The sequence below is a fragment of the Frateuria sp. genome, from assembly GCF_035943815.1.
GTDB lineage: Bacteria > Pseudomonadota > Gammaproteobacteria > Xanthomonadales > Rhodanobacteraceae > Frateuria_A.
This window is the reverse complement of sequence record NZ_DASZBU010000019.1, coordinates 241,729-262,817: the sequence shown is the minus strand read 5'-3', so window position 1 is coordinate 262,817 and position 21,089 is coordinate 241,729. Positions and strand designations below refer to the sequence as shown.

22 protein-coding genes are annotated in these 21,089 nt (G+C 68.6%); 17 read left to right on the top strand and 5 right to left on the bottom strand.

Annotated features, from left to right (window positions below; all coding sequences use genetic code 11):
* Nucleotides 1–111: 111 nt before the first annotated feature.
* Entirely contained in the window at nt 112–1,773 is a 1,662-nt protein-coding gene (locus VGU65_RS15005; RefSeq protein WP_327477054.1) for a GGDEF domain-containing protein, read from the top strand.
* 7 nt (nt 1,774–1,780) lie between these two features.
* Here the strand turns inward: VGU65_RS15005 and VGU65_RS15000 are convergent, their stop codons facing one another.
* Together VGU65_RS15000 and VGU65_RS14995 are read right to left on the bottom strand one after the other, a co-directional pair.
* Complete coding sequence (locus tag VGU65_RS15000) at nt 1,781–2,278, bottom strand: Mut7-C RNAse domain-containing protein (RefSeq protein ID WP_327477052.1); 498 nt, start codon at nt 2,276–2,278, stop codon at nt 1,781–1,783.
* A gap of 56 nt (nt 2,279–2,334) precedes the next feature.
* The gene (locus VGU65_RS14995) at nt 2,335–2,802 is read right to left on the bottom strand and encodes an NUDIX hydrolase (protein WP_327477050.1); all 468 of its coding nucleotides are present in this window, start codon (nt 2,800–2,802) and stop codon (nt 2,335–2,337) included.
* 88 nt (nt 2,803–2,890) lie between these two features.
* On the opposite strand from VGU65_RS14995, the gene VGU65_RS14990 reads away from it, so the two are divergent.
* The 5 genes from VGU65_RS14990 (at nt 2,891) to radA (ending at nt 8,470) form a co-directional block, all read left to right on the top strand.
* A complete protein-coding gene (locus tag VGU65_RS14990; protein ID WP_327477048.1) occupies nt 2,891–3,157 on the top strand; it encodes a DksA/TraR family C4-type zinc finger protein in 267 nt (88 codons plus the stop codon).
* 186 nt (nt 3,158–3,343) lie between these two features.
* Entirely contained in the window at nt 3,344–4,210 is an 867-nt protein-coding gene (locus VGU65_RS14985; protein WP_327477046.1) for an aldo/keto reductase, read from the top strand.
* A 175-nt stretch (nt 4,211–4,385) separates the two neighbouring features.
* A complete protein-coding gene (locus tag VGU65_RS14980; protein ID WP_327477044.1) occupies nt 4,386–5,783 on the top strand; it encodes a replicative DNA helicase in 1,398 nt (465 codons plus the stop codon).
* 127 nt (nt 5,784–5,910) lie between these two features.
* Entirely contained in the window at nt 5,911–6,999 is a 1,089-nt protein-coding gene (gene alr, locus VGU65_RS14975) for an alanine racemase (protein ID WP_327477042.1), read from the top strand.
* A 79-nt stretch (nt 7,000–7,078) separates the two neighbouring features.
* Nucleotides 7,079–8,470: a DNA repair protein RadA gene (gene radA / locus VGU65_RS14970; RefSeq protein ID WP_327477040.1), complete on the top strand. Its 1,392-nt coding sequence runs from the start codon at nt 7,079–7,081 to the stop codon at nt 8,468–8,470.
* A 20-nt stretch (nt 8,471–8,490) separates the two neighbouring features.
* On the opposite strand, the gene VGU65_RS14965 is transcribed toward radA, so the two are convergent.
* Nucleotides 8,491–9,306, bottom strand: coding sequence for a cytochrome C assembly family protein (locus VGU65_RS14965; protein WP_327477038.1), 816 nt, complete (start codon nt 9,304–9,306; stop codon nt 8,491–8,493).
* Between the two features lie 154 nt (nt 9,307–9,460).
* Between VGU65_RS14965 and ffh the strand changes: the two genes are divergently transcribed.
* The 5 genes from ffh (at nt 9,461) to rplS (ending at nt 13,017) form a co-directional block, all read left to right on the top strand.
* Nucleotides 9,461–10,843 carry a signal recognition particle protein gene (ffh, locus tag VGU65_RS14960; RefSeq protein WP_327477036.1) on the top strand — a complete coding sequence of 461 codons (1,383 nt, stop codon included), beginning with the start codon at nt 9,461–9,463 and terminating at the stop codon, nt 10,841–10,843.
* A gap of 154 nt (nt 10,844–10,997) precedes the next feature.
* On the top strand, nt 10,998–11,255 hold the full coding sequence (rpsP, locus tag VGU65_RS14955) for a 30S ribosomal protein S16 (protein WP_091333189.1): 258 nt from the start codon (nt 10,998–11,000) through the stop codon (nt 11,253–11,255).
* A gap of 2 nt (nt 11,256–11,257) precedes the next feature.
* Nucleotides 11,258–11,773 (top strand): ribosome maturation factor RimM, encoded by a 516-nt coding sequence (gene rimM / locus VGU65_RS14950; protein WP_327477031.1) that lies wholly within the window; start codon nt 11,258–11,260, stop codon nt 11,771–11,773.
* A 14-nt stretch (nt 11,774–11,787) separates the two neighbouring features.
* Nucleotides 11,788–12,546 (top strand): tRNA (guanosine(37)-N1)-methyltransferase TrmD, encoded by a 759-nt coding sequence (trmD, locus tag VGU65_RS14945; protein ID WP_327477029.1) that lies wholly within the window; start codon nt 11,788–11,790, stop codon nt 12,544–12,546.
* Nucleotides 12,547–12,624: 78 nt separating this feature from the next.
* A complete protein-coding gene (gene rplS / locus VGU65_RS14940) occupies nt 12,625–13,017 on the top strand; it encodes a 50S ribosomal protein L19 (RefSeq protein WP_327477027.1) in 393 nt (130 codons plus the stop codon).
* A 186-nt stretch (nt 13,018–13,203) separates the two neighbouring features.
* Here rplS and VGU65_RS14935 read toward each other — a convergent pair whose 3' ends face one another.
* Both VGU65_RS14935 and epmB read right to left on the bottom strand, forming a co-directional pair.
* On the bottom strand, nt 13,204–15,243 hold the full coding sequence (locus VGU65_RS14935; RefSeq protein WP_327477026.1) for an EAL domain-containing response regulator: 2,040 nt from the start codon (nt 15,241–15,243) through the stop codon (nt 13,204–13,206).
* Between the two features lie 180 nt (nt 15,244–15,423).
* Nucleotides 15,424–16,434 carry an EF-P beta-lysylation protein EpmB gene (gene epmB / locus VGU65_RS14930; RefSeq protein WP_327477024.1) on the bottom strand — a complete coding sequence of 337 codons (1,011 nt, stop codon included), beginning with the start codon at nt 16,432–16,434 and terminating at the stop codon, nt 15,424–15,426.
* An 86-nt stretch (nt 16,435–16,520) separates the two neighbouring features.
* Here epmB and efp point away from each other — a divergent pair, with 86 nt between their 5' ends.
* The 6 genes from efp (at nt 16,521) to VGU65_RS14900 (ending at nt 21,063) form a co-directional block, all read left to right on the top strand.
* Nucleotides 16,521–17,090 (top strand): elongation factor P, encoded by a 570-nt coding sequence (gene efp, locus VGU65_RS14925; protein ID WP_327477022.1) that lies wholly within the window; start codon nt 16,521–16,523, stop codon nt 17,088–17,090.
* A gap of 84 nt (nt 17,091–17,174) precedes the next feature.
* A complete protein-coding gene (locus VGU65_RS14920) occupies nt 17,175–18,506 on the top strand; it encodes a TRZ/ATZ family hydrolase (protein WP_327477020.1) in 1,332 nt (443 codons plus the stop codon).
* Between the two features lie 8 nt (nt 18,507–18,514).
* Entirely contained in the window at nt 18,515–18,769 is a 255-nt protein-coding gene (locus VGU65_RS14915; protein WP_327477018.1) for a YciI family protein, read from the top strand.
* 55 nt (nt 18,770–18,824) lie between these two features.
* Nucleotides 18,825–19,538, top strand: a complete 714-nt coding sequence (gene ubiG, locus VGU65_RS14910; RefSeq protein ID WP_327477016.1) for a bifunctional 2-polyprenyl-6-hydroxyphenol methylase/3-demethylubiquinol 3-O-methyltransferase UbiG — start codon at nt 18,825–18,827, stop codon at nt 19,536–19,538.
* On the top strand, nt 19,535–20,215 hold the full coding sequence (gene gph, locus VGU65_RS14905; RefSeq protein WP_327477014.1) for a phosphoglycolate phosphatase: 681 nt from the start codon (nt 19,535–19,537) through the stop codon (nt 20,213–20,215). The genes ubiG and gph overlap by 4 nt, the downstream gene beginning before the upstream one ends.
* Nucleotides 20,212–21,063, top strand: coding sequence for a squalene/phytoene synthase family protein (locus VGU65_RS14900; protein WP_327477012.1), 852 nt, complete (start codon nt 20,212–20,214; stop codon nt 21,061–21,063). The genes gph and VGU65_RS14900 overlap by 4 nt, the downstream gene beginning before the upstream one ends.
* Nucleotides 21,064–21,089: the final 26 nt, after the last annotated feature.

The following is a 21,089-nucleotide window of genomic DNA, read 5'->3' as shown; positions in this document are numbered from 1 at the left end:
TCTGGGTCTCCTCGGAGCCGGCTCTGGTGGGCGGGGAGCGTGTGTTGCCTGGCTCTTTTCCTGGCGCCGGTGTTCGGGGCCACCGTACCGGAACCCGGTGAAATCAACCGCATGCTGGTGCGGGCAGACCACCTGAAGACGTCGGACAACCCGGCGTTCGTTTCGCTGCTGGACCAGTTGCATCGTCGCGAAGCCACGCTCAGCGAAGAGCAGCGTCTCCTCCTGAAGTATCTGGACGCCTGGCAGCTCGACTATTTGGGCGACTACGGTGGTGCGCGAACGTCGCTGACCGCGATTATCCGCGATACGCCGGACGCTACGCTGCGATTCCGTGCAACGGCGACGCTGATCAACGTTCTGGGCGCGGTGCACCGCTACCAGGATGCGTTCGCCCAGCTGAATCAGCTGATCGAACAGTTGCCCCGGGTCAGCGACCGTGAACTGCGATGGCAGGGACTCGGCGAGATCGCCCAGTTGCTGATTGCGGCGGGCCAGTACGATCTGGGGGCGGACTACGCCAGACAGATGCTGGATGTCATCCCCTCGGGGGAGACCGCGTGCAAGGCCTCCTATTTCATCGAGCACGCGCGCTACAGCAGCGGTCAGCTGGGCAGGGGCGACGAGCAGGCACAAGAGGCCGTCGACAACTGTGCCCGGGCAGGGGAGTCGGTATTCGCCAATGCGCTGCGTGCCGATATCGGCAGTGTGCTGATCCAGAGCGGCCATCCGGACGAGGCCGTGTCGGTGCTCGAGAAGCACTATTCGAGTGTGCGCCATGACCAATACCTGATCACCATCCTGCGCTTCGATGCACTGCTCGCGCAGGCGTACCTCGCCATGGGGCAATCCAGCAAGGCGCGCACCTATGCCCTGGCGGCCTGGCAGGCGAGTACGCCAGGCGAGTTCACCGATCCGCTGCGCATGGCCTGCAAGACCCTCTACCAGATCGACCAGCAACGCGGCGACTTCAAGTCGGCGCTGGACTGGCACGCACGCTACATGGAAGCCGACAAGGCCTATCTGGACGATGTCAGCGCAAAGGCCATGGCTTACCAGGTGGTCAAGCAGCAGGTGCAGGCCAGGAAGGCCGAAGTCGACGCGCTGGCCAAACGGAACAGGATCCTGCAACTGCAGCGGGCACTCGACCGCAAGGCGATGGAGGCCAGCCGGCTGTACATCGCCGTGCTCGCGCTGGGGCTGCTGGCCATCGGCCTGTGGCTGCTGCGCCTGAAGCGTTCGCAGCTGCGGTTCATGCGCATGGCCCAGTGCGACAGCCTCACCGGCATCTACAACCGCAAGCATTTCATGAGCGAAGCCGAGCACGCGCTGCGTTACGTGGAACGTTCGGCACGTGGCGCCAGCCTGGTGCTGATCGACCTGGACCATTTCAAGCTGATCAACGACACCTACGGCCATGCGATGGGCGACCAGGTGCTGCGGCGGGCGGTGCAGGCCTGCCAGGAGTACGTGCGCTCCACCGACGTATTCGGCCGACTCGGCGGGGAGGAGTTCGGAGTGCTGCTGCCCGAGTGCACGCCGGATGCCGGCATCGAACGGGCCGAGGCCATCCGTCGTGCCATCGCCATGCTGAGCGACCAGGACGAGCCGGGGATTCCGGTATCGGCAAGCTTCGGCGTGGCGTTCACCGTCGAGTCCGGCTACGAGCTGCGCCAGCTCCTGATGGATGCCGATCACGCGCTCTACCGGGCCAAGCGCGCAGGACGCAACTGCGTGGTCGCCGGCAAGCAGGGCGAGGGAGTGGTGGTCGCCTGATCCGCGGTCAGCCTGGCTTGGATGTGGCCTGTCCGCTCCATAGCTGCATCCGCGCCTGCATCCGCCGCACGTGGCTGCCGGGCCAGTAGATCCGGCTGCAGGCCGGGCATGCGCGGAAGGGGCCGGGCAAGTCGCGCGCCCGCGGTGGCACGCGTGTGCGTTCGTCCGCCGTGGCTTCGCGCAGGGGCGTGTTGTCGAGCAGGCAGCGGCTGAACGGCGCGCGGGTCCAGTCGATGCCGAGCACCGTGGCCAGCTCGGCCGCCTGCGCGTCGAGCCCGTCGCTTACCAGCAGCAGGACCATGACGCCCTTGCCCGCGTGCGCGGCCAGGTGCCGGTCGCGCGTCAGCAGGATCCGCGATTGCGCACGGCACGCATCCAGCACGGCCCGGTCGGTCGCGTCGACCGGTGCCAGGCCCGTGTCGTAGCCGGCCGCGCGCAGCCAGCGTGCGAGGCTGGCGAGCATGGCGTCGCAGAACAGTCGCACGGGGCTGCCGGAAGCGTCCATCGCCTCATTCAAGCCATGCGCCGGGCGAGGCTGTGTGAGCGGGCTTTGTGCGACGGCTACCAGCCGCGCGCCAGTCCGGCCTCCAGCCGGTCGAGCAACGCTTCCTGGCTGGGCAGGATTTTTCCGCGTGCCTGTGCCAGCGCGAACCAGGCGACGCGGTCGATTTCGGGGAAGCTTGCGCGCTGGCCGCTGTGCGGCGGCCACTCCAGTTCGAACAGGTTGCTGCGCAGCGCGTCCGGGTCGAAATCACCCTCGAGCGCGAAGGCCTCGACCCATTTGCCGCCGCGCTGGCGCAGGCGCCCCAGCGGATGCAGCGGCCCGTCGGCCGGCGCGCCGAGCTCTTCCTCGAACTCGCGCCGCGCGGCGGCCTCGGCCGCTTCCCCGGGCAGCAGCTCGCCCTTGGGCAGCATCCAGGCGCCCCCGTCGCGGCGGCGCCAGAACGGGCCGCCCGGGTGGGCGAGCAGCACCTGCACTCCACCGTCGTGCTGGCGGTACATCAGGATGCCCGCGCTGGTGATGGGCATGCGTCCTCCCGCTGCGGCCGGTGCCGAGCCGGCGTTCACCTCGCCCAAGGTAACATCCGGGACCGACTCGTTTTTTCGGGAGACCGCCATGGCCATCGGCTGGGCCGGCGACGGCGCCGTGCAGGACCAGATCGACGCGACCGTCAAGGACGCGATCAAGCGCGCACGCAGCAAGCTGCCGCAGGGGCCGAGCCTGAGCCACTGCGAGGACTGCGATGCGCCGATTCCCGAGGCGCGCCGCAAGGCCGTGCCCGGCGTGCGCCTGTGCGTGGCCTGCCAGGAAGCGCAGGACAAGGCGCAGCGCGCGGTCAGCGGCTACAACCGCCGCGGCAGCAAGGACAGCCAATTGCGCTGAAGGCGACCTGGACCGTTGGCGTTCCACCGTGCTGGCCGCCTTGGATGCACCCTTCTCTGTTCGGAGAGTCCGGTATCCGCCGGCGAGCGAGTCACGCAGGACTGATCGACGACACCTGACGAGCGCGCTTGCCTGGCCGCCGCGTGCCCCCATGCATGGATCAGTGCGAATCACGGGAGTGCCCCCATGCAAAATCCCAATGCTGCGGCCGCCGGTCAGTTCCGAGTCGGCGGCGACATCCCGGTCAACCGGCTGGGATTCGGCGCCATGCGCATCACCGGCAAGGGCATCTGGGGCGCACCGGCGGACCCGGAAGCCGCCCGCGCCACGCTGCGCGCCCTGCCCGGGCTGGGCGTCGACCTCATCGATACCGCCGACAGCTACGGCCCGGAGGTGAGCGAAAGCCTGATCCGCGAGGTGCTGCATCCTTACCGGGGCTTGCTGATCGCCACCAAGGGCGGCCTGACCCGGCACGGGCCGGACATCTGGGCGCCGGTAGGCCGCCCGGAGTACCTGCGCCAATGCGTGCTGATGAGCCTGCGCCGGCTGGGCGTGGAGCGCATCGACTTGTGGCAGTTGCACCGCATCGACGCCAAGGTGCCGCGCGATGAACAGTTCCAGGCGATCGCGGACATGCGCAAGGAGGGCCTGATCCGCCACGTGGGCCTGAGCGAGGTGGGCGTGGAGGAGATCGAGGCGGCGCGGCGGCACTTTCCCGTCGCCACCGTGCAGAACCTCTACAACCTGGCCAACCGCAAGAGCGAGGCGGTGCTGGAGTACTGCGCGCAGCAGGGCATCGGTTTCATTCCCTGGTACCCGCTGGCCGCCGGGGACCTGGCCGCGCCCGATTCGGCGTTGAGCCGCGTCGCCCGGCGCCTTGGCGCGAGCAACGGCCAGGTCGCGCTGGCCTGGCTGCTCAGGCGGTCGCCGGTGATGCTGCCGATTCCGGGCACCTCGAAGCTGGCGCACCTGCGCGAGAACGTCGCTGCGGCGCAGCTCGACTTGTCGGACGAGGACTTCCGGGCGCTCGAGGCGTTGCCCGCTGAGGCCTGAGGAGAAGGACGCCCGCCTGCGTTTCGGTGGTTCGGTCATGCCGGTTTATCCACCGCCCCCCACAGCTTATCCACAGACTTATTGTCTCGTCGGCTGAGAGGCTGCCGCGTATCCTCTTTCCCTCGTGCCGCCGCCATACTGGCGGCGGCACGGTGCCTGCGAGGAAACCAAGCCCATGTCCTTTGTCCCCGAGCGCAAGAGCGGCCACGCATCCGCCGTCGAAGCGCTGCGCGTGCCGCCGCATTCGATCGATGCCGAGCAGGCGGTGCTGGGCGGCCTGATGCTCGCCCCCGACGCGCTGGACAAGGTGGCCGACAAGCTGGGCGAGGGCGACTTCTACCGCAAGGACCACCGGCTGATCTGGCGCGCGATCAACGAGCTGGCCAACAAGGGCATGCCCTGCGACGCGGTGACCCTGGGCGACTGGTTCGAGGCCAACGGCCTGGCAGACATGGTCGGCGGGGCGAGCTATCTGATCGAGCTGGCCAACGCCACGCCGAGTGCGGCGAACATCGCCGCCTATGGCGACATCGTGCGCGAGAAATCGGTACTGCGGCAGCTGATCGACGCCGGCACTTCGATCACCGAGGACGGCTATCGTCCCGAGGGCAAGAGCGTGCAGGAGGTGCTGGAGAGCGCCGAACAGGCGGTTTTCAAGATCGCCGAGTCCGGTGCGCGCGGCAAGAAGGATTCGGTGTCCATGCGCGAGGCGGTCAAGGACGCCTTCCGCCTGCTCACCGAGCGCTACGAGAACCGCGGTCAGCTCACCGGCATCTCAACCGGCTTCAACGATCTGGACGAGCTGACCTCCGGCCTGCAGCCGTCGGACCTGATCATCGTCGCGGCGCGGCCCTCGATGGGCAAGACCGCCTTCTCGGTGAACATCGCCGAGGCCGCCGCACTGCGCGCGAAGAAGGCGGTGGTGATCTTCTCGATGGAAATGTCCGCCTCGCAGCTAGCCTTCCGCCTGATCTCCTCGATCGGCCGCATCCACCAGCAGCACCTGCGCAACGGCGACCTGTCCGAGGAAGACTGGCCGCGCGTGACCAACGCGATCGCGATCCTTTCCGAGGCCAAGATCTTCATCGACGACACGCCCGGCCTCTCGCCGGTGGAGCTGCGTTCGCGCGCGCGCCGCCTGCATCGCGAGCACGGCGGCCTGGGGCTGATCGTGATCGACTACCTGCAGCTGATGCAGGTGCCCGGGAACAAGGAGAACCGCGCCACCGAGATTTCAGAAATCTCGCGTTCACTCAAGGGCCTCGCCAAGGAGTTGAACGTGCCGGTGATCGCCCTGTCGCAGTTGAACCGCTCGCTGGAACAGCGTGCCGACAAGCGCCCGATGATGTCCGACCTGCGCGAGTCGGGCGCCATCGAGCAGGACGCCGACGTGATCATGTTCATCTACCGCGACGAGTACTACAACAAGGAATCGCCGGACAAGGGCCTGGCCGAGATCATCATCGGCAAGCAGCGAAACGGCCCTACCGACACGGTCAAGCTGACTTTCCTTGGCCACTACACCAAGTTCGAGAACTACGCGCCGGATTCGTTCGTCGGCTCCTTCGATTGATGCCTGCCGATACCACGCACAGCTCCCTCTCCCCCGGGCAACCCCCGGGGGAGAGGGTTGGGGAGAGGGCGAGGCCTTTGTCGTTGTCCCGCGCGTCCTGCTTCCCGGAACTCCCCTGGCACCACCCATGAGCCGCACCACCACCGCCACCATCCACCTGGGCGCCTTGCGCCACAACCTCGCGCGCATCCAGGCGATGGCCGCGCCTGCGCGAGTCATGGCGGTGGTCAAGGCCGATGCCTACGGCCACGGCCTGGAGCGCGTTGCCCGCGCACTGGATGCGCAAGCGGAATGTTTCGCCGTGGCGGCGCTGGGCGACGGCCTGCGCCTGCGCGCAGCCGGACACCGCCAGCGCATCGTCGTGCTGTCTGGCCCGGACCAGCCGGGCGACATCGCGGAGATGCAGCGCCTGCAACTGGACGCGGCGATCCACCATGAATCGCAATTGCATTGGCTGGCCGAAGCCAAGCCGGGCCGCGGCCGCCTGCGCGCGTGGCTGAAGATCGACAGCGGCATGCATCGCCTGGGCTTCGCCCCCGAGCGCGTGGCGCAGGTGCATGCGCGCCTCGCGGCGATGCCCGGGCTCGATCCGCAGATCGGCCTGCTCAGCCACTTTTCCGACTCGGAAGTCTTCGGCGGCGCGCAGACCCGCGCGCAGATCGAGCGCTTCGCCGCGGCCACCCGCAGCCTGGACGGCCCCCGCTCACTGTCCAACTCCGCGGCCGTGCTGGGCTGGCCCGAAGCGCGCGCCGACTGGGTGCGCACCGGCGGCCTGCTGTACGGACTGTCGGTGGTGGAGGGTAAAAGCGGTGCCGACTTCGGCTTTCGCCCTGCGATGACACTTGCCACGCGGCTGATCGCCATCAACCTCGCCGGCAAAGGCGAGTCGATCGGCTACAACGGCACCTGGACGTGCCCTGAGGACATGGCCGTAGGCGTCGCCGCGGTCGGCTACGGCGACGGCTACCCGCGCAGCGCGGCCAGCGGCACGCCGGTGCTGGTCGGCGATACCCGCGTGCCGCTGATAGGCCGCGTCTCGATGGACCTGATCACGCTGGATCTGCGCGAGGCGCCGCAGGCCAGGGTGGGCGACCGCGTCACCCTGTGGGGCGAAGACCTGCCGGCGGAAACCGTCGCGCGCCACGCCGGCACCATCGGCTACGACCTCACCTGCGGCATGACCCGCCGCGTGCTGTTCGTCGAGGACGAAAGCTGACGGTCGTTTCGGCGCCGGCCGTCTCGCCCTGTGCGAAGGAGCCGGGCTAAGCTCGCCGCTCACACCGGGACCTCTCTCCATGGCCAAAGCCAAGACCGCCTACGTCTGTACCGATTGCGGTGCGGAGCACTCCAAATGGCAGGGCCAGTGCATCGAGTGCGGCGTGTGGAACACGCTGAGCGAAGTGGTGCTGGCGCCGGCGTCCACGGCGAAGGCCTCGGTGGGAGCGCAGCGCTCCAGCTACGCCGGCCAGGCGGCCGGTTCGGCCAAAGTCACCCCGCTCACGGCGGTGGCAATGACCACCGAGGCGCGCACGCATACGGGTATCGGTGAACTGGATCGCGTGCTCGGCGGCGGCCTGGTGCAGGGTTCGGTGGTGCTGATCGGCGGCGATCCGGGCATCGGCAAGTCCACCCTGCTGCTGCAGATGCTCGGCACGCTGGGGGCGCACCTGGCCAGCGTCTACGTCACCGGCGAGGAGTCGCTCTCGCAGGTGGCCGCGCGCGCGCAGCGCCTGGGCCTGCCGCTGGAGCCGCTGCAGGCGCTGGCCGAGACCTGCATCGAGCGCATCCTGGAGCAGGCGATCGCCACGCGGCCGCACGTGCTGGTGATCGACTCGATCCAGACCATCTGGACCGAGCTGCTCACCGCGGCGCCGGGCTCGGTCAGCCAGGTGCGCGAGTCGGCCGCCAAGCTCACGCGCTTCGCGAAAGAGACCGGGACCAGCGTGTTCCTGGTCGGCCACGTGACCAAGGAGGGCGGCATCGCCGGCCCGCGCGTGCTCGAACACATGGTGGACGCGGTGCTGTACTTCGAGGGCGAGTCGGGCAGCCGTTTCCGCGTGCTGCGGGCGTTCAAGAACCGCTTTGGCGCGGTCAACGAGCTGGGCGTATTCGCCATGTCGGACAAGGGGCTGCGCGAGGTGCCCAACCCGTCGGCGATCTTCCTTTCCGCGCACTCGGGCCCGACGTCCGGCAGCGCCGTGATGGTTACCCGCGAGGGCACCCGCCCGCTGCTGGTCGAGGTGCAGGCGCTGGTCGACCAGTCGTCGTTGGGCAACCCGCGCCGCGTGGCGCTCGGCCTGGAGCAGAACCGCCTGGCCATGCTGCTGGCGGTGCTGCACCGGCACGGCGGCGTGGCGGCCTACGACCAGGACGTGTTCGTCAACGTGGTCGGCGGCATCCGCGTGCAGGAGACCGCGGCAGACCTGCCGGTGCTGCTGGCGGTGCTGTCCTCGCTGCGCGACCGTCCGCTGCCGGACAAGACCATCGCCTTCGGCGAGGTCGGTCTTTCCGGCGAGATCCGCCCCGTGCCCAATGGCGAGGAACGCCTGAAGGAAGCGGCCACCCACGGTTTTCGCCGCGCCATCGTGCCCAAGGCCAACGCGCCGAAGAAGGCGAGGGTAGGGGAGATGGAAGTGATCGGCGTGGAGCGCCTGGCGCAGGCCATCGATGCCTGCCGCGACGCCTGACGCAAGCACCCCGGCGCTTGCTACAGCTGCGGCACCGGCCGGTGCAGGATAAGTTCGAGCACGAACTTCGAACCGAAGAACGCAAGCACCAGCACCGCCATGCCGATCAGCGTGAGGTTGACCGCGCGGCGCCCGCGCCAGCCGTGCTTCCAGCGGCCGTAGAGCAGCACGCCGAACACCAGCCAGGCCACGATCGACAGCACGGTCTTGTGCACCAGGTGCTGGCCGAACAGGTTGCCCACGAACAATGCACCGGTGACCAGCGTCAGCGTCAGCAGTGCGAAGCCGGCGCCGATCAGCCGGAACAGCAGCATCTCGGTCAGCGTCAGCGGCGGCAGGGCGCGCAGCCAGGGACCGAACTGGCGGTGGCGCAGCCCGCGGTCCTGGATCGCCAGGCCGATGGCGAGCAGGGCCGCGATCGAGAGCAGGCTGAACGCAACCAGGGCCACCGTCACGTGCAGCTTGATCTGCCAGTCCATCGCCACCGGCATCGTCGGCGGCGCCAGGAAGCTGTCCACGGCCAGCAGCAGCGCCGACAACGGAAACACCGCCACGCCGAGCGCCGCGACGGGGCGGCTGAGGTTCACCAGCAGGGTGAGCGCGGACACCACGCAGGCCACCAGCGACAGCGCCGCGAAGAAATGCAGGTCCAGCGCGCCGCGGTGCATCCCCAGCAGCACGCCGGCATGCGCCAGTACCGCGAGCGTCGCCACCGCCAGGGCCGGGCGCTGCCATGCGGCCGGTGCACTCGTCGCGGGCCCGAACAGCGGCCGCGCCAGCAGGCCGCAGGCGAGCAGGTAGCAGACGATGGAGAAGATCGAGAGCGCAGGCAGCATGGCGTGCAAGTGTGGCACACGGCCCGCGCAGGGTGCATTGCCGGGATCGGCCTGGATCGCGGCATGCACCGTGCGGGCGGCCACGGTACGGAGCGCAGGAGGGTCGTGGTCGCGTCCCGTATACTAGGTGTTTTCCGCATCGCCCCAGCCAGCCATGTTCGAATCGCTCAGCCAACGCCTCTCCGCCACCGTCAACCGCCTGCGCGGGCGCGGGCGGCTGACCGAGGAAAACATCCGCGAATCCCTGCGCGAGGTGCGCATCGCGCTGCTGGAAGCCGACGTCGCGCTGCCGGTGGTGCAGGCGCTAGTCGAGCGGGTGAAGGTGCGCGCGGTCGGCCAGGAGGTGCTGAAGAGCCTCTCGCCGGGCCAGGCGCTGGTGAAGGTGGTCAGTGACGAGCTGACCAAGGTGATGGGCACGGCCAACGCCGAGCTCAGCCTCGCCCAGCAGCCGCCGGCGGTGGTGCTGATGGCCGGCCTGCAGGGCGCGGGCAAGACCACCACGGTGGCCAAGCTCGCCCGCTTCCTGGCCGAGCGCAAAAAAAAGAAGGTGATGGTGGTCAGCTGCGACGTCTACCGTCCGGCCGCCATCGAGCAGCTGCGCACGCTGGCCGAGCAGGTCGGCGTGAAGTTCTTCCCGTCCGAGGCGGGCCAGAACCCGGTCGACATCGCCAAGGCGGCGATCGCCGCCGCCCGTCGCGAGGTGGTCGACGTGCTGCTGGTCGACACCGCCGGCCGCCTGCACATCGACGAGGCGATGATGGGCGAGATCAAGGCGCTGCATGCCGCGATCACGCCGGTCGAGACGCTGTTCGTGGTCGACTCGATGACCGGCCAGGACGCCGCCACCACCGCCAAGGCCTTCAGCGAGGCGCTGCCGCTCACCGGCGTGGTGCTGACCAAGACCGACGGCGATGCCCGCGGCGGCGCCGCATTGTCCGTGCGCTATATCACCGGGCGGCCGATCAAGTTCCTTGGCGCCGGCGAAAAGACCGATGCGCTGGAGCCGTTCCATCCCGATCGCGTGGCCCAGCGCATCCTGGGCATGGGCGACGTGCTCTCGCTGGTGGAGGAGGTCGAGCGCAAGGTCGACCAGGAGAAGGCGCAGCAGCTTGCCCAGAAGGTGATGAAGGGCAAGCGCTTCGACTTGAACGACATGCGCGACCAGCTCGAGCAGATGAACAACATGGGCGGCATCGCCGGCCTGATGGACAAGCTGCCCGGCGTCTCCAGCCTGCCCGACAACGTCAAGTCCAAGGTCAACGACAACGAGATCAAGCGCATGGTGGCGATCATCGGCTCGATGACGACGAAGGAACGCCGCCACCCCGACCTGCTCAACGGCTCGCGCCGCGCCCGCGTTGCGCGCGGCTCGGGCACCCAGCCGGCCGACGTCAACCGCCTGCTCAAGCAGTACATGCAAATGGAGAAGATGATGTCCAAGCTCTCCAAGGGCGGCACCAAGGGCCTGCTGCGACAGATGCGCGGAGCCATGAAGGGCATGGGCGGAATGGGCGGCGGCTTTCCGCCGATGCGCTGACCGGCGCTTCGGGGCCGCCGGGAGTGGCGGCTCGTCGGGCAGCCTGCTGGTCCAGGGCTTCCCTTTTACCGAAATTCCACTAAAATGCCGCGTTTACCGCGCGCGGATCCCGTGCGTGCTGCCGGTGTCGCCGGCACCTCTGGAGCTTTTACTTATGGTCAAGATTCGTCTTTCGCGCGGCGGCGCCAAGGGCCGTCCGTTCTACCACGTCGTCGTGACCGACCAGCGCAACAAGCGCGACGGTCGCAGCATCGAGAACGTGGGCTTCTACAACCCGGTCGCATCCGGCAAGGACAAGCGCCTCGAGCTCAACGTCGAGCGCGTGAACGAGTGGGTGGGCAAGGGCGCCCAGCTGACCGACAAGGTCGCAGCCCTGCTCAAGGAAGCCGGCAAGCAGCAGGCAGCCGCTTAAAGATGGCCGCAGCCGGTCGGCGCGTCCTGGTCGGGCGCATCGTCGGGCTGTACGGCGTGCAGGGCTGGCTCAAGATCGAATCCTGGACCGAGCCCCGCACGCAGATCTTCAAGTACCAGCCCTGGCAGCTCGAAAAGGCGCCGGGCGAAGGGGTGGAGATCACCGGAATCCAGGGACGTCCGCAAGGCAAGGGGCTCGTCTGCCATTTGCCGGGCGTAGACGACCGGGACACGGCGGCAGCGCTGGTGGGGCAGGACATCCATGTCGCCCGCGAGCTGCTGCCGCCTCCGGCCAAGGGCGAGTATTACTGGGTCGACCTCGAGGGACTGGAGGTCGTCACCACCGAAGGAGTGTCGCTGGGACGGGTGAGCCACCTGTTCGCCACCGGCGCCAACGACGTGGTGGTGGTGAGGGACGGCACGCGCGAGCGGCTGGTGCCCTTCGTCCAGGGGACTTACGTGCGTTCGGTGGATCTTTCCGGCGGGCGCATGGTGGTGGACTGGGATCCGGAGTTCTAGGAATCGAGGATCCGATGCGCATCGATGTCGTCACGCTGTTTCCCGACTTCATGCGCCAGTGCGCTCAGGTCGGTGTGGTGGGACGCGCGCAGCAACGCCAGTTGCTGCAGGTGGAAACCTGGAACCCGCGCGACTACGCCACCGACAACTACCGTACCGTGGACGGTCGCACCTGCGGCGGCGGACCCGGGATGGTGATGCTGATCGAGCCCTTGCGGGCGGCCATGAAGGCCATGCGCGAGGCGGCGCCCGAACCGGCGCACGTGATTTACTTGAGTCCGCAGGGAGCGCGGCTGACGCAGGGCAGGGTGGAAGCGCTGGCCAAGATGCCGCGCATCGCCTTGCTCTGCGGGCGTTACGAGGGTGTGGACGAACGCCTGCTGGCGCGCGAGGTCGACGAGGAGCTCTCCATCGGCGATTATGTGCTGTCCGGGGGCGAGCTGGGCGCCGCGGTGATCATCGACGCGGTGGGCCGGCTGCAGGAAGGTGCGTTGAACGACGCACAGTCCGCCGAGCAGGATTCGTTCTCGAACGGGCTGCTCGACTGTCCGCACTACGCGAAGCCGGTGCACGACGCACTGGGTGACGTGCCGGAGGTACTGCTCTCCGGCGACCATGCGGCGATCCGCCGCTGGCGCCTGAAGCAGTCGCTGGGACGGACCTGGTTGCGACGGCCCGACCTTTTGGCGCAATGCGCGTTGGACAAGGAGTCCCGCGCATTGCTGGAAGAATTCCACCGCGAACATACCAGCCGGAACGGTCGCGACGGGTAACAATGAAGAGTGCGGCCATGGATGGCCGCTTTTCGACTCTCGCTGCCAGGGATGGCAGCAAAAACTACAGAGGTTGCCATGAACAAGATCATCGAACAGTTCGAAGCCGAGCAGATCACCCGCCAGCTGCCGGAATTCGGCCCCGGCGACACCGTGGTGGTCAACGTCAAGGTGAAGGAAGGCAACCGCGAGCGCGTGCAGGCGTTCGAGGGCATCGTCATTGCCAAGCGCAGCCGCGGCCTGCATTCGGCCTTCACCGTGCGCAAGATCTCGCACGGCACCGGCGTGGAGCGCGTGTTCCAGGCGCACAGCCCGGCGATCGATTCGGTGCAGGTCAAGCGCAAGGGCAAGGTGCGCGGCGCCAAGCTGTACTTCCTGCGTGGCCTGGAAGGCAAGGCCGCCCGCATCAAGGAAGACATCGCCGCCGTCTCGGCTGCCAAGGCCGCTTCGAAGGCTTCGTCCGCCGAATAAGCTGGCGCGCCTCCGGCGTATGCGAGCCCCGCAGAGCGATCTGCGGGGCTTTTTGATGGGATGCGCGGCGACCGGAAGGAACGCTCGCTATTTCAGATCGCCCCTTGCGGAGCGCCCGCGCCGCACACTGGCAGGCCTTCCGCCTGCGGCGGCGCCGGCTGGCACTCGATTGCGGCGGTCCCGCGACTACAGCAGCCGCTGCGGCTCCTGCAGGAAGTTGCCCTGCACGAAGTCGACGCCGCAGGCGAACAGCAGCGAGGTGCTGGTGGCGTCCTCGACCCACTCGGCCACGGTCAGCCGGTTCATTTCGTGGGCTTGCACGCAGATCTCGCCGATCTTCTTCTGGTTTTCCGGATGCTGCGGCAGCTGCGCCATGTAGGTGCGGTCGATCTTGAGGTAATCCGCATCGATGTGGGCGAGCAACTGGAAGGAATTGAGGCCCGAGCCGAACTGCTCCAGTGCGAACCGGCCGCCCATCTTTTTCCAGCGGCCGATGAAGTCCTGCGCGGGGCGCAGCAGCGTGACCACCTTGCTCTCGGTCATCTCCAGCACCAACTGGCCCTGGCGCAGCGCCGCCCGCTTGAGGCGGTCTTCCAGCCAGAGCAGGAAGCTGGCGTCCTGCATGGACTCGGCGGTCAGCTTGACGAAGAAGGTGGTCTGCACGCCCTGTCCGTCGCGCGCCTTGAGCACGTCGATGGCGCGGTTGATCACCCAGCGGTCGATGGCCGGGGTCAGCTGGTGCTTTTCGGCGATCGGCATGAAGAAGCCCGGCAGAACCTCGCCCTGTGGGCCGTTCATGCGCAGCAGCACCTCGGAGTATTCGCCCTCGGCATCCTGCAGGCTGATGGTGTGCTGGTGATAGAGCACGAAGCCGTCGTTGGTCAGTGCTTGCTGGAGCAGCTGCAGCCAGTAACGCTCGCGCTCTTCCTCTGCTTTCTCGCGCGCGGCCGGGTCGTGCAGCTCCATGCGGCCGCCGCCCTGGCTCTGTGCGTTGCGCAGTGCCTGGCTGGCCTGGTTGAGCAGCAGCTCGGAATTGGCGTTCTTCTCGCTGAGCAGGCTGCCGCCGATGCTGGCGGCCACCGTGATCGAACGGGCGCCGGCATCGAAAATCTCGCTGGCGATGGCCTGCAGCAAGGCATCGATCCACTGCTTGATCGCCTCGTCGCTGCGCGAATCGAGCACCACGCCGATGGTGTGCTCGGCCAGCAGGCCCGCCATGTCGCCCTCGGCGAGCAGCCCGCTCACCCGGCCGGCGAAGGCGGCAAGCAGTTGGTCGGCCTGGCCCAGGCCGATGCCGGCGACGATGTTCTGCCAGTTGTCCGGCTCGATCAGCAGCAGGGTCTGGCCCTTCTTGCCCTTGGCTGCGGCAGATACTGCCTCGTCGATGTACTCCAGGGTGCGGGCGCGGTTGTACAGGCCGGTGACGGCGTCGCGCTGCAACTGCTCCATCAGCGCCGGATCGACTTGCTGGCGGCGGAACACGATCTGCAGGCAGGGTTCGCTCTCGAAGGTGGCGTGCGCGAACTCCACCGTGGCCTTGAAGGTGCTGGCGTCGGCGCGGCGCGCCTGAAGTTCGAGTTGGCTGGCGGCTTTTTCCTTGCGCGAATGGCTGCGCAGCAGATTCTTGAAGGCCTCCGCATCGGCGGTGCCGATCAGATCGAGCACCGGCAGGCCGAGCAGGTCGTCGAAGTCCTCGTAGCCGAAGGTTTCCAGGTAGGCGCGGTTGGCGCGCACGTGCATGCCCTCGTGCACGTAGGCAATGGGGTCGGCGGAGGAGTCCAGCAATGCATCGCAGCGGCGCTCCGATTCGCGCAGCGCCGCCTCGAGCAGGCGCACCTGGCGACGTGTATGCAGGGCCTCGAACTCGCGCTGCAGCACCGCGATCAACTGCTTGGGCTGGGTGCGCAGCGCCGTGCCGCGGATGCCGCCGGCGAACATTTCGGCGACGCTCTGGGTATCGAGCTGGTTGACCAGCGCGACCAGCGCCACATCGCGGCCATGCGCGTCGAGCATGTGCACCACCTCGCGCAGTTCCAGCCCGGCAGCCGGGTCGAACAGCACGATGTCGGGTTCCAGATCGTCCAGTGCCGCCTGCATCTGGTCGGCCTGGGTCGCCCGCGCCGGGCGGACCGCGATGCCGGCGTTGCGCAGGAGGCTGATGATCTGTTCGGCATCCTCGACGGATTTCTCGACGAAGAGGATCTTGATGACGGAGTCTTTTTTCATTGCGCCCTGGCGGCTGCCCTTGGGATCGGCCCAATCGCTGGCGCCCCTCGCCGCGACCGGAAGGGCGAGCCGGCGACCGGCCGTTCACCCCTCGTCCGCGGTTTGTAACGGATTCCCCGCCAGATGGCCAGCGGAAGCATCAAAAGGCGCGATGGCTACCGGCCGGACGGCGCAAGGAGGTCAGAGCGGGCGCTTGGAGGCGTCACCCGCCACCTCGCGCACGAGGCGAGGCACGAGGTAGCCCGGCAGGCGTTTGCGTACCTCTTCGACCAGCGCCAGCGCGCGCGCGTCGTCCACCTCGAAGTGGGCCGCGCCCTGCACGCGGTCGAGCTGGTGCAGGTAGTAGGGCAGCACGCCGGCGGCGAACAGACGCTCGGACAAGGCGCCGAGCGCGTCGGCATCGTCGTTGATCCCGCGCAGCAGCACTGACTGGTTGAGCAAGGTGGCCCCCGCCAGGCGCAGCGAGGCGCAGGCGGCATCGACGCCGGCATCGAACTCGCGGGCGTGGTTGGCATGGAGTACGACTACCGTCTGCAGACGCAGCCCGCCCAGCCATGCGAGGAAAGGGTTATCGATGCGTTCGGGCAGAACCACCGGGAGGCGCGTATGGATGCGCAGGCGCGTGACGTGGGGAAGCTCGGCCAGGCCACGCGACAGCTCGTCCAGCTTGGACGTGGCAAGCGCCAGCGGGTCGCCGCCTGAAAGGATCAGCTCGCTGATCGACCGATCCGCGCGCAGGTGGTCCAGCGCCTGCCGCCACTGGCCGGCGGCGGCGATTTCATCGCCGTAGGGGAAGTGCCGGCGGAAGCAATAGCGGCAGTTGACCGCGCAACTGCCGCTGGCGATCAACAGCGCGCGGCCGTGGTACTTGTGCAGCACCCCCTGCGCCTCGCGCGCGTCCAGGTCGCCGACGGCATCGGCGACGAAGCCGGGCGCATGTTCCAGCTCGGCCAGCTGCGGCAGCACCTGCAGCAGCAGCGGGTCGCGCGGGTCCCCCCGGCGCATGCGCGCCACGAAGCCCCGCGGTACGCGCAAGGCGAAGCCGGCATCGCCGGCAGGCAGCCGGGAGGCAAGGTGTTCCAGTTCGACCAGGCGCAGCAGTTCGTGCGCGTCGGTGACGGCGTTGCGCCAGGATTCGCGCCAGTCAGGCTCGGGGGGCGATAGGCGCTCGGCGGAGCTTGCGGTTATCATGGCGGGCCTTGAAGCGGGCATCGGCCCGCGCAGACGATCATTTTAGCCGTCCACTGGACGGTTTACTGCTCAGGAGCAGAAAACGCATGGCCACCGCCGGTCTCAACGACGTCAAGAAGGGGATGAAGATCCTCCACAACAACGATCCGTGGATCATCACCGACGCCGACTTCATCAAGCCCGGCAAGGGCCAGGCATTCACCCGCATTTTCATCCGCAACCTCAAGACCGGCCGCACCACCGAGCAGACGATGAAGTCGTCCGACTCCTTCGAGGTCGCCGACGTCACCGACACCGACATGCAGTTCCTTTACTCCGACGGCGAGTTCTGGCACTTCATGCAGCAGGAGACCTTCGAGCAGCACCAGGCCAGCAAGGCCGGCGTGGGCGATGCGGCCAAGTGGCTCAAGGGCGAGGAAGAGTGCGTGGTCACGCTGTTCAACGGCGAGATCATCGTGGTGCAGCCGCCGAACTTCGTCGAGCTGAAGATCACCGAGACCGACCCGGGCGTCCGCGGCGACACCTCCGGCGGCGGCGGCAAGCCGGCCACGCTGGAAACCGGCGCCGTGGTGCGCGTGCCGCTGTTCGTCGGCACCGACGAGGTAATCAAGGTCGACACCCGCACGGGCGAATACGTCAGCCGCGTCGGCAAGTAAGGCGCGCGGCAGGTCCCTTCGACGGCACGGCAGCCCATGCGCCGTGCCGTTTTCGTTCCATCGCTCCGCCAGATCGAGGCAGCAATGAGCCAAGGCGCCACCGACATCGACCTCGTGATCGAAGCCCGCTGGGTGGTTCCCGTCGAACCGCACGGCGTGGTGCTCGAGCAGCATGCGGTGGCGGTCGAGGACGGCCGCATCAAGGCGATCCTGCCGATCGCCCAGGCGCGCACCGCCTATGCGCCGCGCGAGCGGGTGGAGCTGGCCGAGCACGCGCTGATTCCCGGCCTGGTCAACAGCCACACGCACAACCCCATGACGCTGCTGAGGGGGCTGGCCGACGACCTGCCGCTGATGACCTGGCTGCAGCAGCACATCTGGCCGGCCGAAGCGAAGGTGATGGGTCCGGAGTTCGTGCGCGACGGCATCGAGCTCGCGGTCGCCGAGATGCTGCGCGGCGGCACCACCTGCGCCAACGAGAACTACTTCTTCCCCGACGTGATCGGTGCGACCTACCGGCGGCTGGGTTTCCGCGCCGTGGTCGGCCTGCCGGTGATCGAATTCCCGACCGCCTGGGCCAAGAGCCAGGACGAGTACTTCGAGCGCGCCGGCGAGGTGCACGACGGTTTCCGTGGCGATGGCCTGGTCGCAACCGCATTCGCGCCGCACGCGCCCTACACCGTGTCGGACGAGAGCTTCGAACGCATCCGCATTTTGGCCGACCAGTTGGACATCCCCGTGCACCTGCACCTGCACGAAACGGCACACGAGGTCGAGGAAGAGAAGAAGAAATCCGGCCTGCGCCCGTTTCAGCGCCTGCAGAAGCTGGGCCTGGTCAACGACCGGCTGATCGCCGTGCACATGACCCAGCTGACCGATGGCGAGATCAGTGCCTGCGCCGAGGCGGGCGTGTCGGTGGTGCATTGCCCCGAGTCCAACCTCAAGCTCGCCTCCGGCTTCTGCCCGGCGGAGAAACTGCGCCGGGCGGGCGTCAACGTGGCGATCGGCACCGATGGCTGCGCATCCAACAACGACCTGGACATGATCGGCGAGCTGCGTACCGCGGCGCTGCTGGCCAAGGCGGTCGCTTGCGACGCTGCCGCCTTCGATGCCGCCTACGCGCTGCGCGCCGCCACGCTCAACGGCGCCAGGGCGATCGGCCTGGAAGACCGCATCGGTTCGATCGAGCCGGGCAAGCAGGCCGACCTGGCCGCCGTGCGCCTGGACGACATCGAAACGCAACCGCTGTTCCACCTCGCCTCGCAGCTGGCTTATGCCGCCGGGCGCCACCAGGTGACCGACGTGTGGATCGCCGGCCGGCGCAAGCTGGCGGCGCGCGAACTCATCGACATGGATTCCACCGCGATCCTCGCCAAGGCGCTCGCCTGGCGCGAGCGCATTGCCGCGTTCTCCTGAGGGCCGCCATGAACCTCTACCTCGTGATGGTGATGCGCCGCCCGCAGTTCGATGCCGCGGTGGTGCCGGCGCACCAGCGCTTCCTCGACGAGTTGCGCGCGCAGGGCCAGGTCGAGCGTTCCGGCCCGTTCGGCGACAAGTCCGGCGGTGCCTACCTGCTGCATGCGGCCGACCTCGCCCAGGCTCGGGCGATCGCCTTGCGCGATCCGGCCCACGTCAGCGGCGGCTGGGACGTGACGGTTTACGAATGGCAGGCGCGCTAGCCTCGACGCGCGTTCGTCCGGAGCGAAAGCGAGACGAAGTCGAAGGATCTATCCGATGAGCGAAACCACCACCACCAACGTCAGCCCCGACGAGATCGCCCGCTTCGACAAGCTGGCGGCCCGCTGGTGGGACCCTGACGGCGAATCGCGCCCGCTGCACGACCTCAATCCCGTGCGCGCAGCCTACGTCGCCGGGCGCGTTGACCTGCGCGGCGCCAGGGTGGCCGACGTCGGCTGCGGTGGCGGACTGCTCAGCGAGGCGCTGGCGCGCGAGGGCGCGCAGGTCACCGGCATCGATCTCGGCGAGAAAGTGATCGAGGTAGCGAAGCTGCATCTGTACGAATCGGGGCTCACGGTCGACTACCGCGTGCAGTCCTCCGCGGCGCTCGCCGCCGGCGAACCGGCCAGCTTCGATGCCGTCTGCTGCATGGAGCTGATCGAGCACGTGCCCGACCCGGCTGCGCTCGTGAACGACCTGGCCGCCTTGCTCAAGCCGGGCGCACGCCTGTTCATGTCCACCCTCAACCGCACGCCGGCGGCATTCGGCGCGGCGATCCTGGGGGCGGAATACGTGATGCGGCTGTTGCCGCGCGGCACCCATCACTATGCGCAGTTCCTCAAGCCCTCCGAGCTCGGTCGCCTGCTGCGTCAGGCCGGGCTGGAACTGGAGGATGTCTCCGGGCTGGCCTACAACCCGCTCACCCGCAAGGCCGCGCTGGGCCGCATCACGGCCGTCAACTACCTGCTGTGCGCGCGCAAGCCGGCATGAAGAAGCTGCCGCCCCGCATCGACGGCGTGTTGTTCGACCTCGACGGCACCTTGCTGGACAGCGCCCCGGACCTCTACGCCGCGCTGGTGCGCCAGTGCCGGGAGGAGGGCGTGCCCGTGCCGCCGTACGCGCCAGTGCGCGAGGTGGTCTCGCGCGGTTCCCGTGCAGTGTTGCGTTGCGCCTTCGGGCACCTGGGCGAGCCGGCGGTGGAAGAGCGCGTGGAACGCTACCTGGCGCTTTACGAAGAGGTGATGGGTCAGGCTACCCACCCCTTCGATGGCGTACCGGAGCTGCTTGCCCAGCTCGAAGCCCGCGGCACGCGCTGGGGCATCGTCACCAACAAGCCCGGCTTCCTCACCGACGAGCTGCTGCGGCGGATCGGTTGGGATGCCCGTGCCGCGGCGGTGGTGAGCGGCGATACGTTGCCGGTGAAGAAGCCCGATCCAGCACCGGTGCGGTTGGCCTGCGAGCATGCCGGCATCGAGCCGGCGCACAGCCTGTTCGTCGGCGACGACCGCCGGGACATCCTGGCCGGAGCGGCGGCCGGGCTCTATACCGTGGCCGTCGCCTGGGGCTACCTCGACGGCGGCGACCCGCACGAATGGAGCGCCGACGCCGTGCTCGACACGCCCCGGCAGTTCGCCCGCTGGCTGCACCAGGGGCAGGCGGTCGCATGATGGAAGGCAGCAGCGGCGCGCTGCAGAGCTACGTCGACAAATGGCTCGCCGCCCAGCCGGCCCAGCGCATCGCGCTCGCCTTTGTCGCCCCCGAGCGTCACCCGGGGCACATCGCGCTGGCTGCGCTCGAGCAGGAACTGCTGGGCGCGGCCTACGGCATCCGGGAGCCCCACGTGGCGGCCGCCAAGCTCAACTGGTGGGCCGAGGAGCTGGCGGGGGCGGCGCAAAGCGGCGGACGTCATCCGTTGACGCAGGTGCTGTTCGACGACGATCGCGCCGTACGCATCGGCTCCGAGCGCTGGGTGGCTCCGGTGCTGGCCGCGATGGAGCAGTTGGAGGAAGGCACTGCCGCCGACTTCGCCGGCCAGCTTGACGCCGCCTCGCCGCTGCACGGCGCCCTGGCCGCGTTGGAAACCGCCTGGTGGTTCGGTGAGGCGGCTTCGCCGGAGCGAGCGGCGCGGGTTGCCACGCTCGCCCACCTGGCGCACGCGCTGCGCCGGCTGGACGATGATGCCGAGCGCGACCGGCTGCCTCTGCCGATGGCCAACCTCGCCCGCCACGGACTGAGTCGCAACGAGCTGCGCAAACCGGGAGCCTCGCGCGATGCCGCCGTGCGGGAGCAGCTGCATGCCCTTGCCGCGGCATGGCGCGAGGCAGCCAGGCTGCCCGGGCCGCTCAGTGTGTTCCGCACGCTCGAATCGCGCGAGGGCGAGCGCCTGGCGCGGCATGCCGCGGGTGCTGCCGACCCGCTCCAGGCCTTGCAGCGCGCCCGGCCGTCCGGCGGCATGGCGGGCACCTACGCGGCCTGGCAGGCCGCGCGGCGCTGGCAGCGCGCGACCGGCACCTGATTCGAACCCGGCGCACCCGCGGGCGC

Bases quoted from the DNA above. Each gene is read 5' to 3' on its own strand.
- VGU65_RS15005 (WP_327477054.1), top strand. From the start codon at position 112: ATGCTGGTGCGGGCAGACCACCTGAAGACGTCGGACAACCCGGCGTTC.
- VGU65_RS15000 (WP_327477052.1), bottom strand. From the start codon at position 2,278: ATGGACGCTTCCGGCAGCCCCGTGCGACTGTTCTGCGACGCCATGCTC.
- VGU65_RS14995 (WP_327477050.1), bottom strand. From the start codon at position 2,802: ATGCCCATCACCAGCGCGGGCATCCTGATGTACCGCCAGCACGACGGT.
- VGU65_RS14990 (WP_327477048.1), top strand. From the start codon at position 2,891: ATGGCCATCGGCTGGGCCGGCGACGGCGCCGTGCAGGACCAGATCGAC.
- VGU65_RS14985 (WP_327477046.1), top strand. From the start codon at position 3,344: ATGCAAAATCCCAATGCTGCGGCCGCCGGTCAGTTCCGAGTCGGCGGC.
- VGU65_RS14980 (WP_327477044.1), top strand. From the start codon at position 4,386: ATGTCCTTTGTCCCCGAGCGCAAGAGCGGCCACGCATCCGCCGTCGAA.
- alr (WP_327477042.1), top strand. From the start codon at position 5,911: ATGAGCCGCACCACCACCGCCACCATCCACCTGGGCGCCTTGCGCCAC.
- radA (WP_327477040.1), top strand. From the start codon at position 7,079: ATGGCCAAAGCCAAGACCGCCTACGTCTGTACCGATTGCGGTGCGGAG.
- VGU65_RS14965 (WP_327477038.1), bottom strand. From the start codon at position 9,306: ATGCTGCCTGCGCTCTCGATCTTCTCCATCGTCTGCTACCTGCTCGCC.
- ffh (WP_327477036.1), top strand. From the start codon at position 9,461: ATGTTCGAATCGCTCAGCCAACGCCTCTCCGCCACCGTCAACCGCCTG.
- rpsP (WP_091333189.1), top strand. From the start codon at position 10,998: ATGGTCAAGATTCGTCTTTCGCGCGGCGGCGCCAAGGGCCGTCCGTTC.
- rimM (WP_327477031.1), top strand. From the start codon at position 11,258: ATGGCCGCAGCCGGTCGGCGCGTCCTGGTCGGGCGCATCGTCGGGCTG.
- trmD (WP_327477029.1), top strand. From the start codon at position 11,788: ATGCGCATCGATGTCGTCACGCTGTTTCCCGACTTCATGCGCCAGTGC.
- rplS (WP_327477027.1), top strand. From the start codon at position 12,625: ATGAACAAGATCATCGAACAGTTCGAAGCCGAGCAGATCACCCGCCAG.
- VGU65_RS14935 (WP_327477026.1), bottom strand. From the start codon at position 15,243: ATGAAAAAAGACTCCGTCATCAAGATCCTCTTCGTCGAGAAATCCGTC.
- epmB (WP_327477024.1), bottom strand. From the start codon at position 16,434: ATGATAACCGCAAGCTCCGCCGAGCGCCTATCGCCCCCCGAGCCTGAC.
- efp (WP_327477022.1), top strand. From the start codon at position 16,521: ATGGCCACCGCCGGTCTCAACGACGTCAAGAAGGGGATGAAGATCCTC.
- VGU65_RS14920 (WP_327477020.1), top strand. From the start codon at position 17,175: ATGAGCCAAGGCGCCACCGACATCGACCTCGTGATCGAAGCCCGCTGG.
- VGU65_RS14915 (WP_327477018.1), top strand. From the start codon at position 18,515: ATGAACCTCTACCTCGTGATGGTGATGCGCCGCCCGCAGTTCGATGCC.
- ubiG (WP_327477016.1), top strand. From the start codon at position 18,825: ATGAGCGAAACCACCACCACCAACGTCAGCCCCGACGAGATCGCCCGC.
- gph (WP_327477014.1), top strand. From the start codon at position 19,535: ATGAAGAAGCTGCCGCCCCGCATCGACGGCGTGTTGTTCGACCTCGAC.
- VGU65_RS14900 (WP_327477012.1), top strand. From the start codon at position 20,212: ATGATGGAAGGCAGCAGCGGCGCGCTGCAGAGCTACGTCGACAAATGG.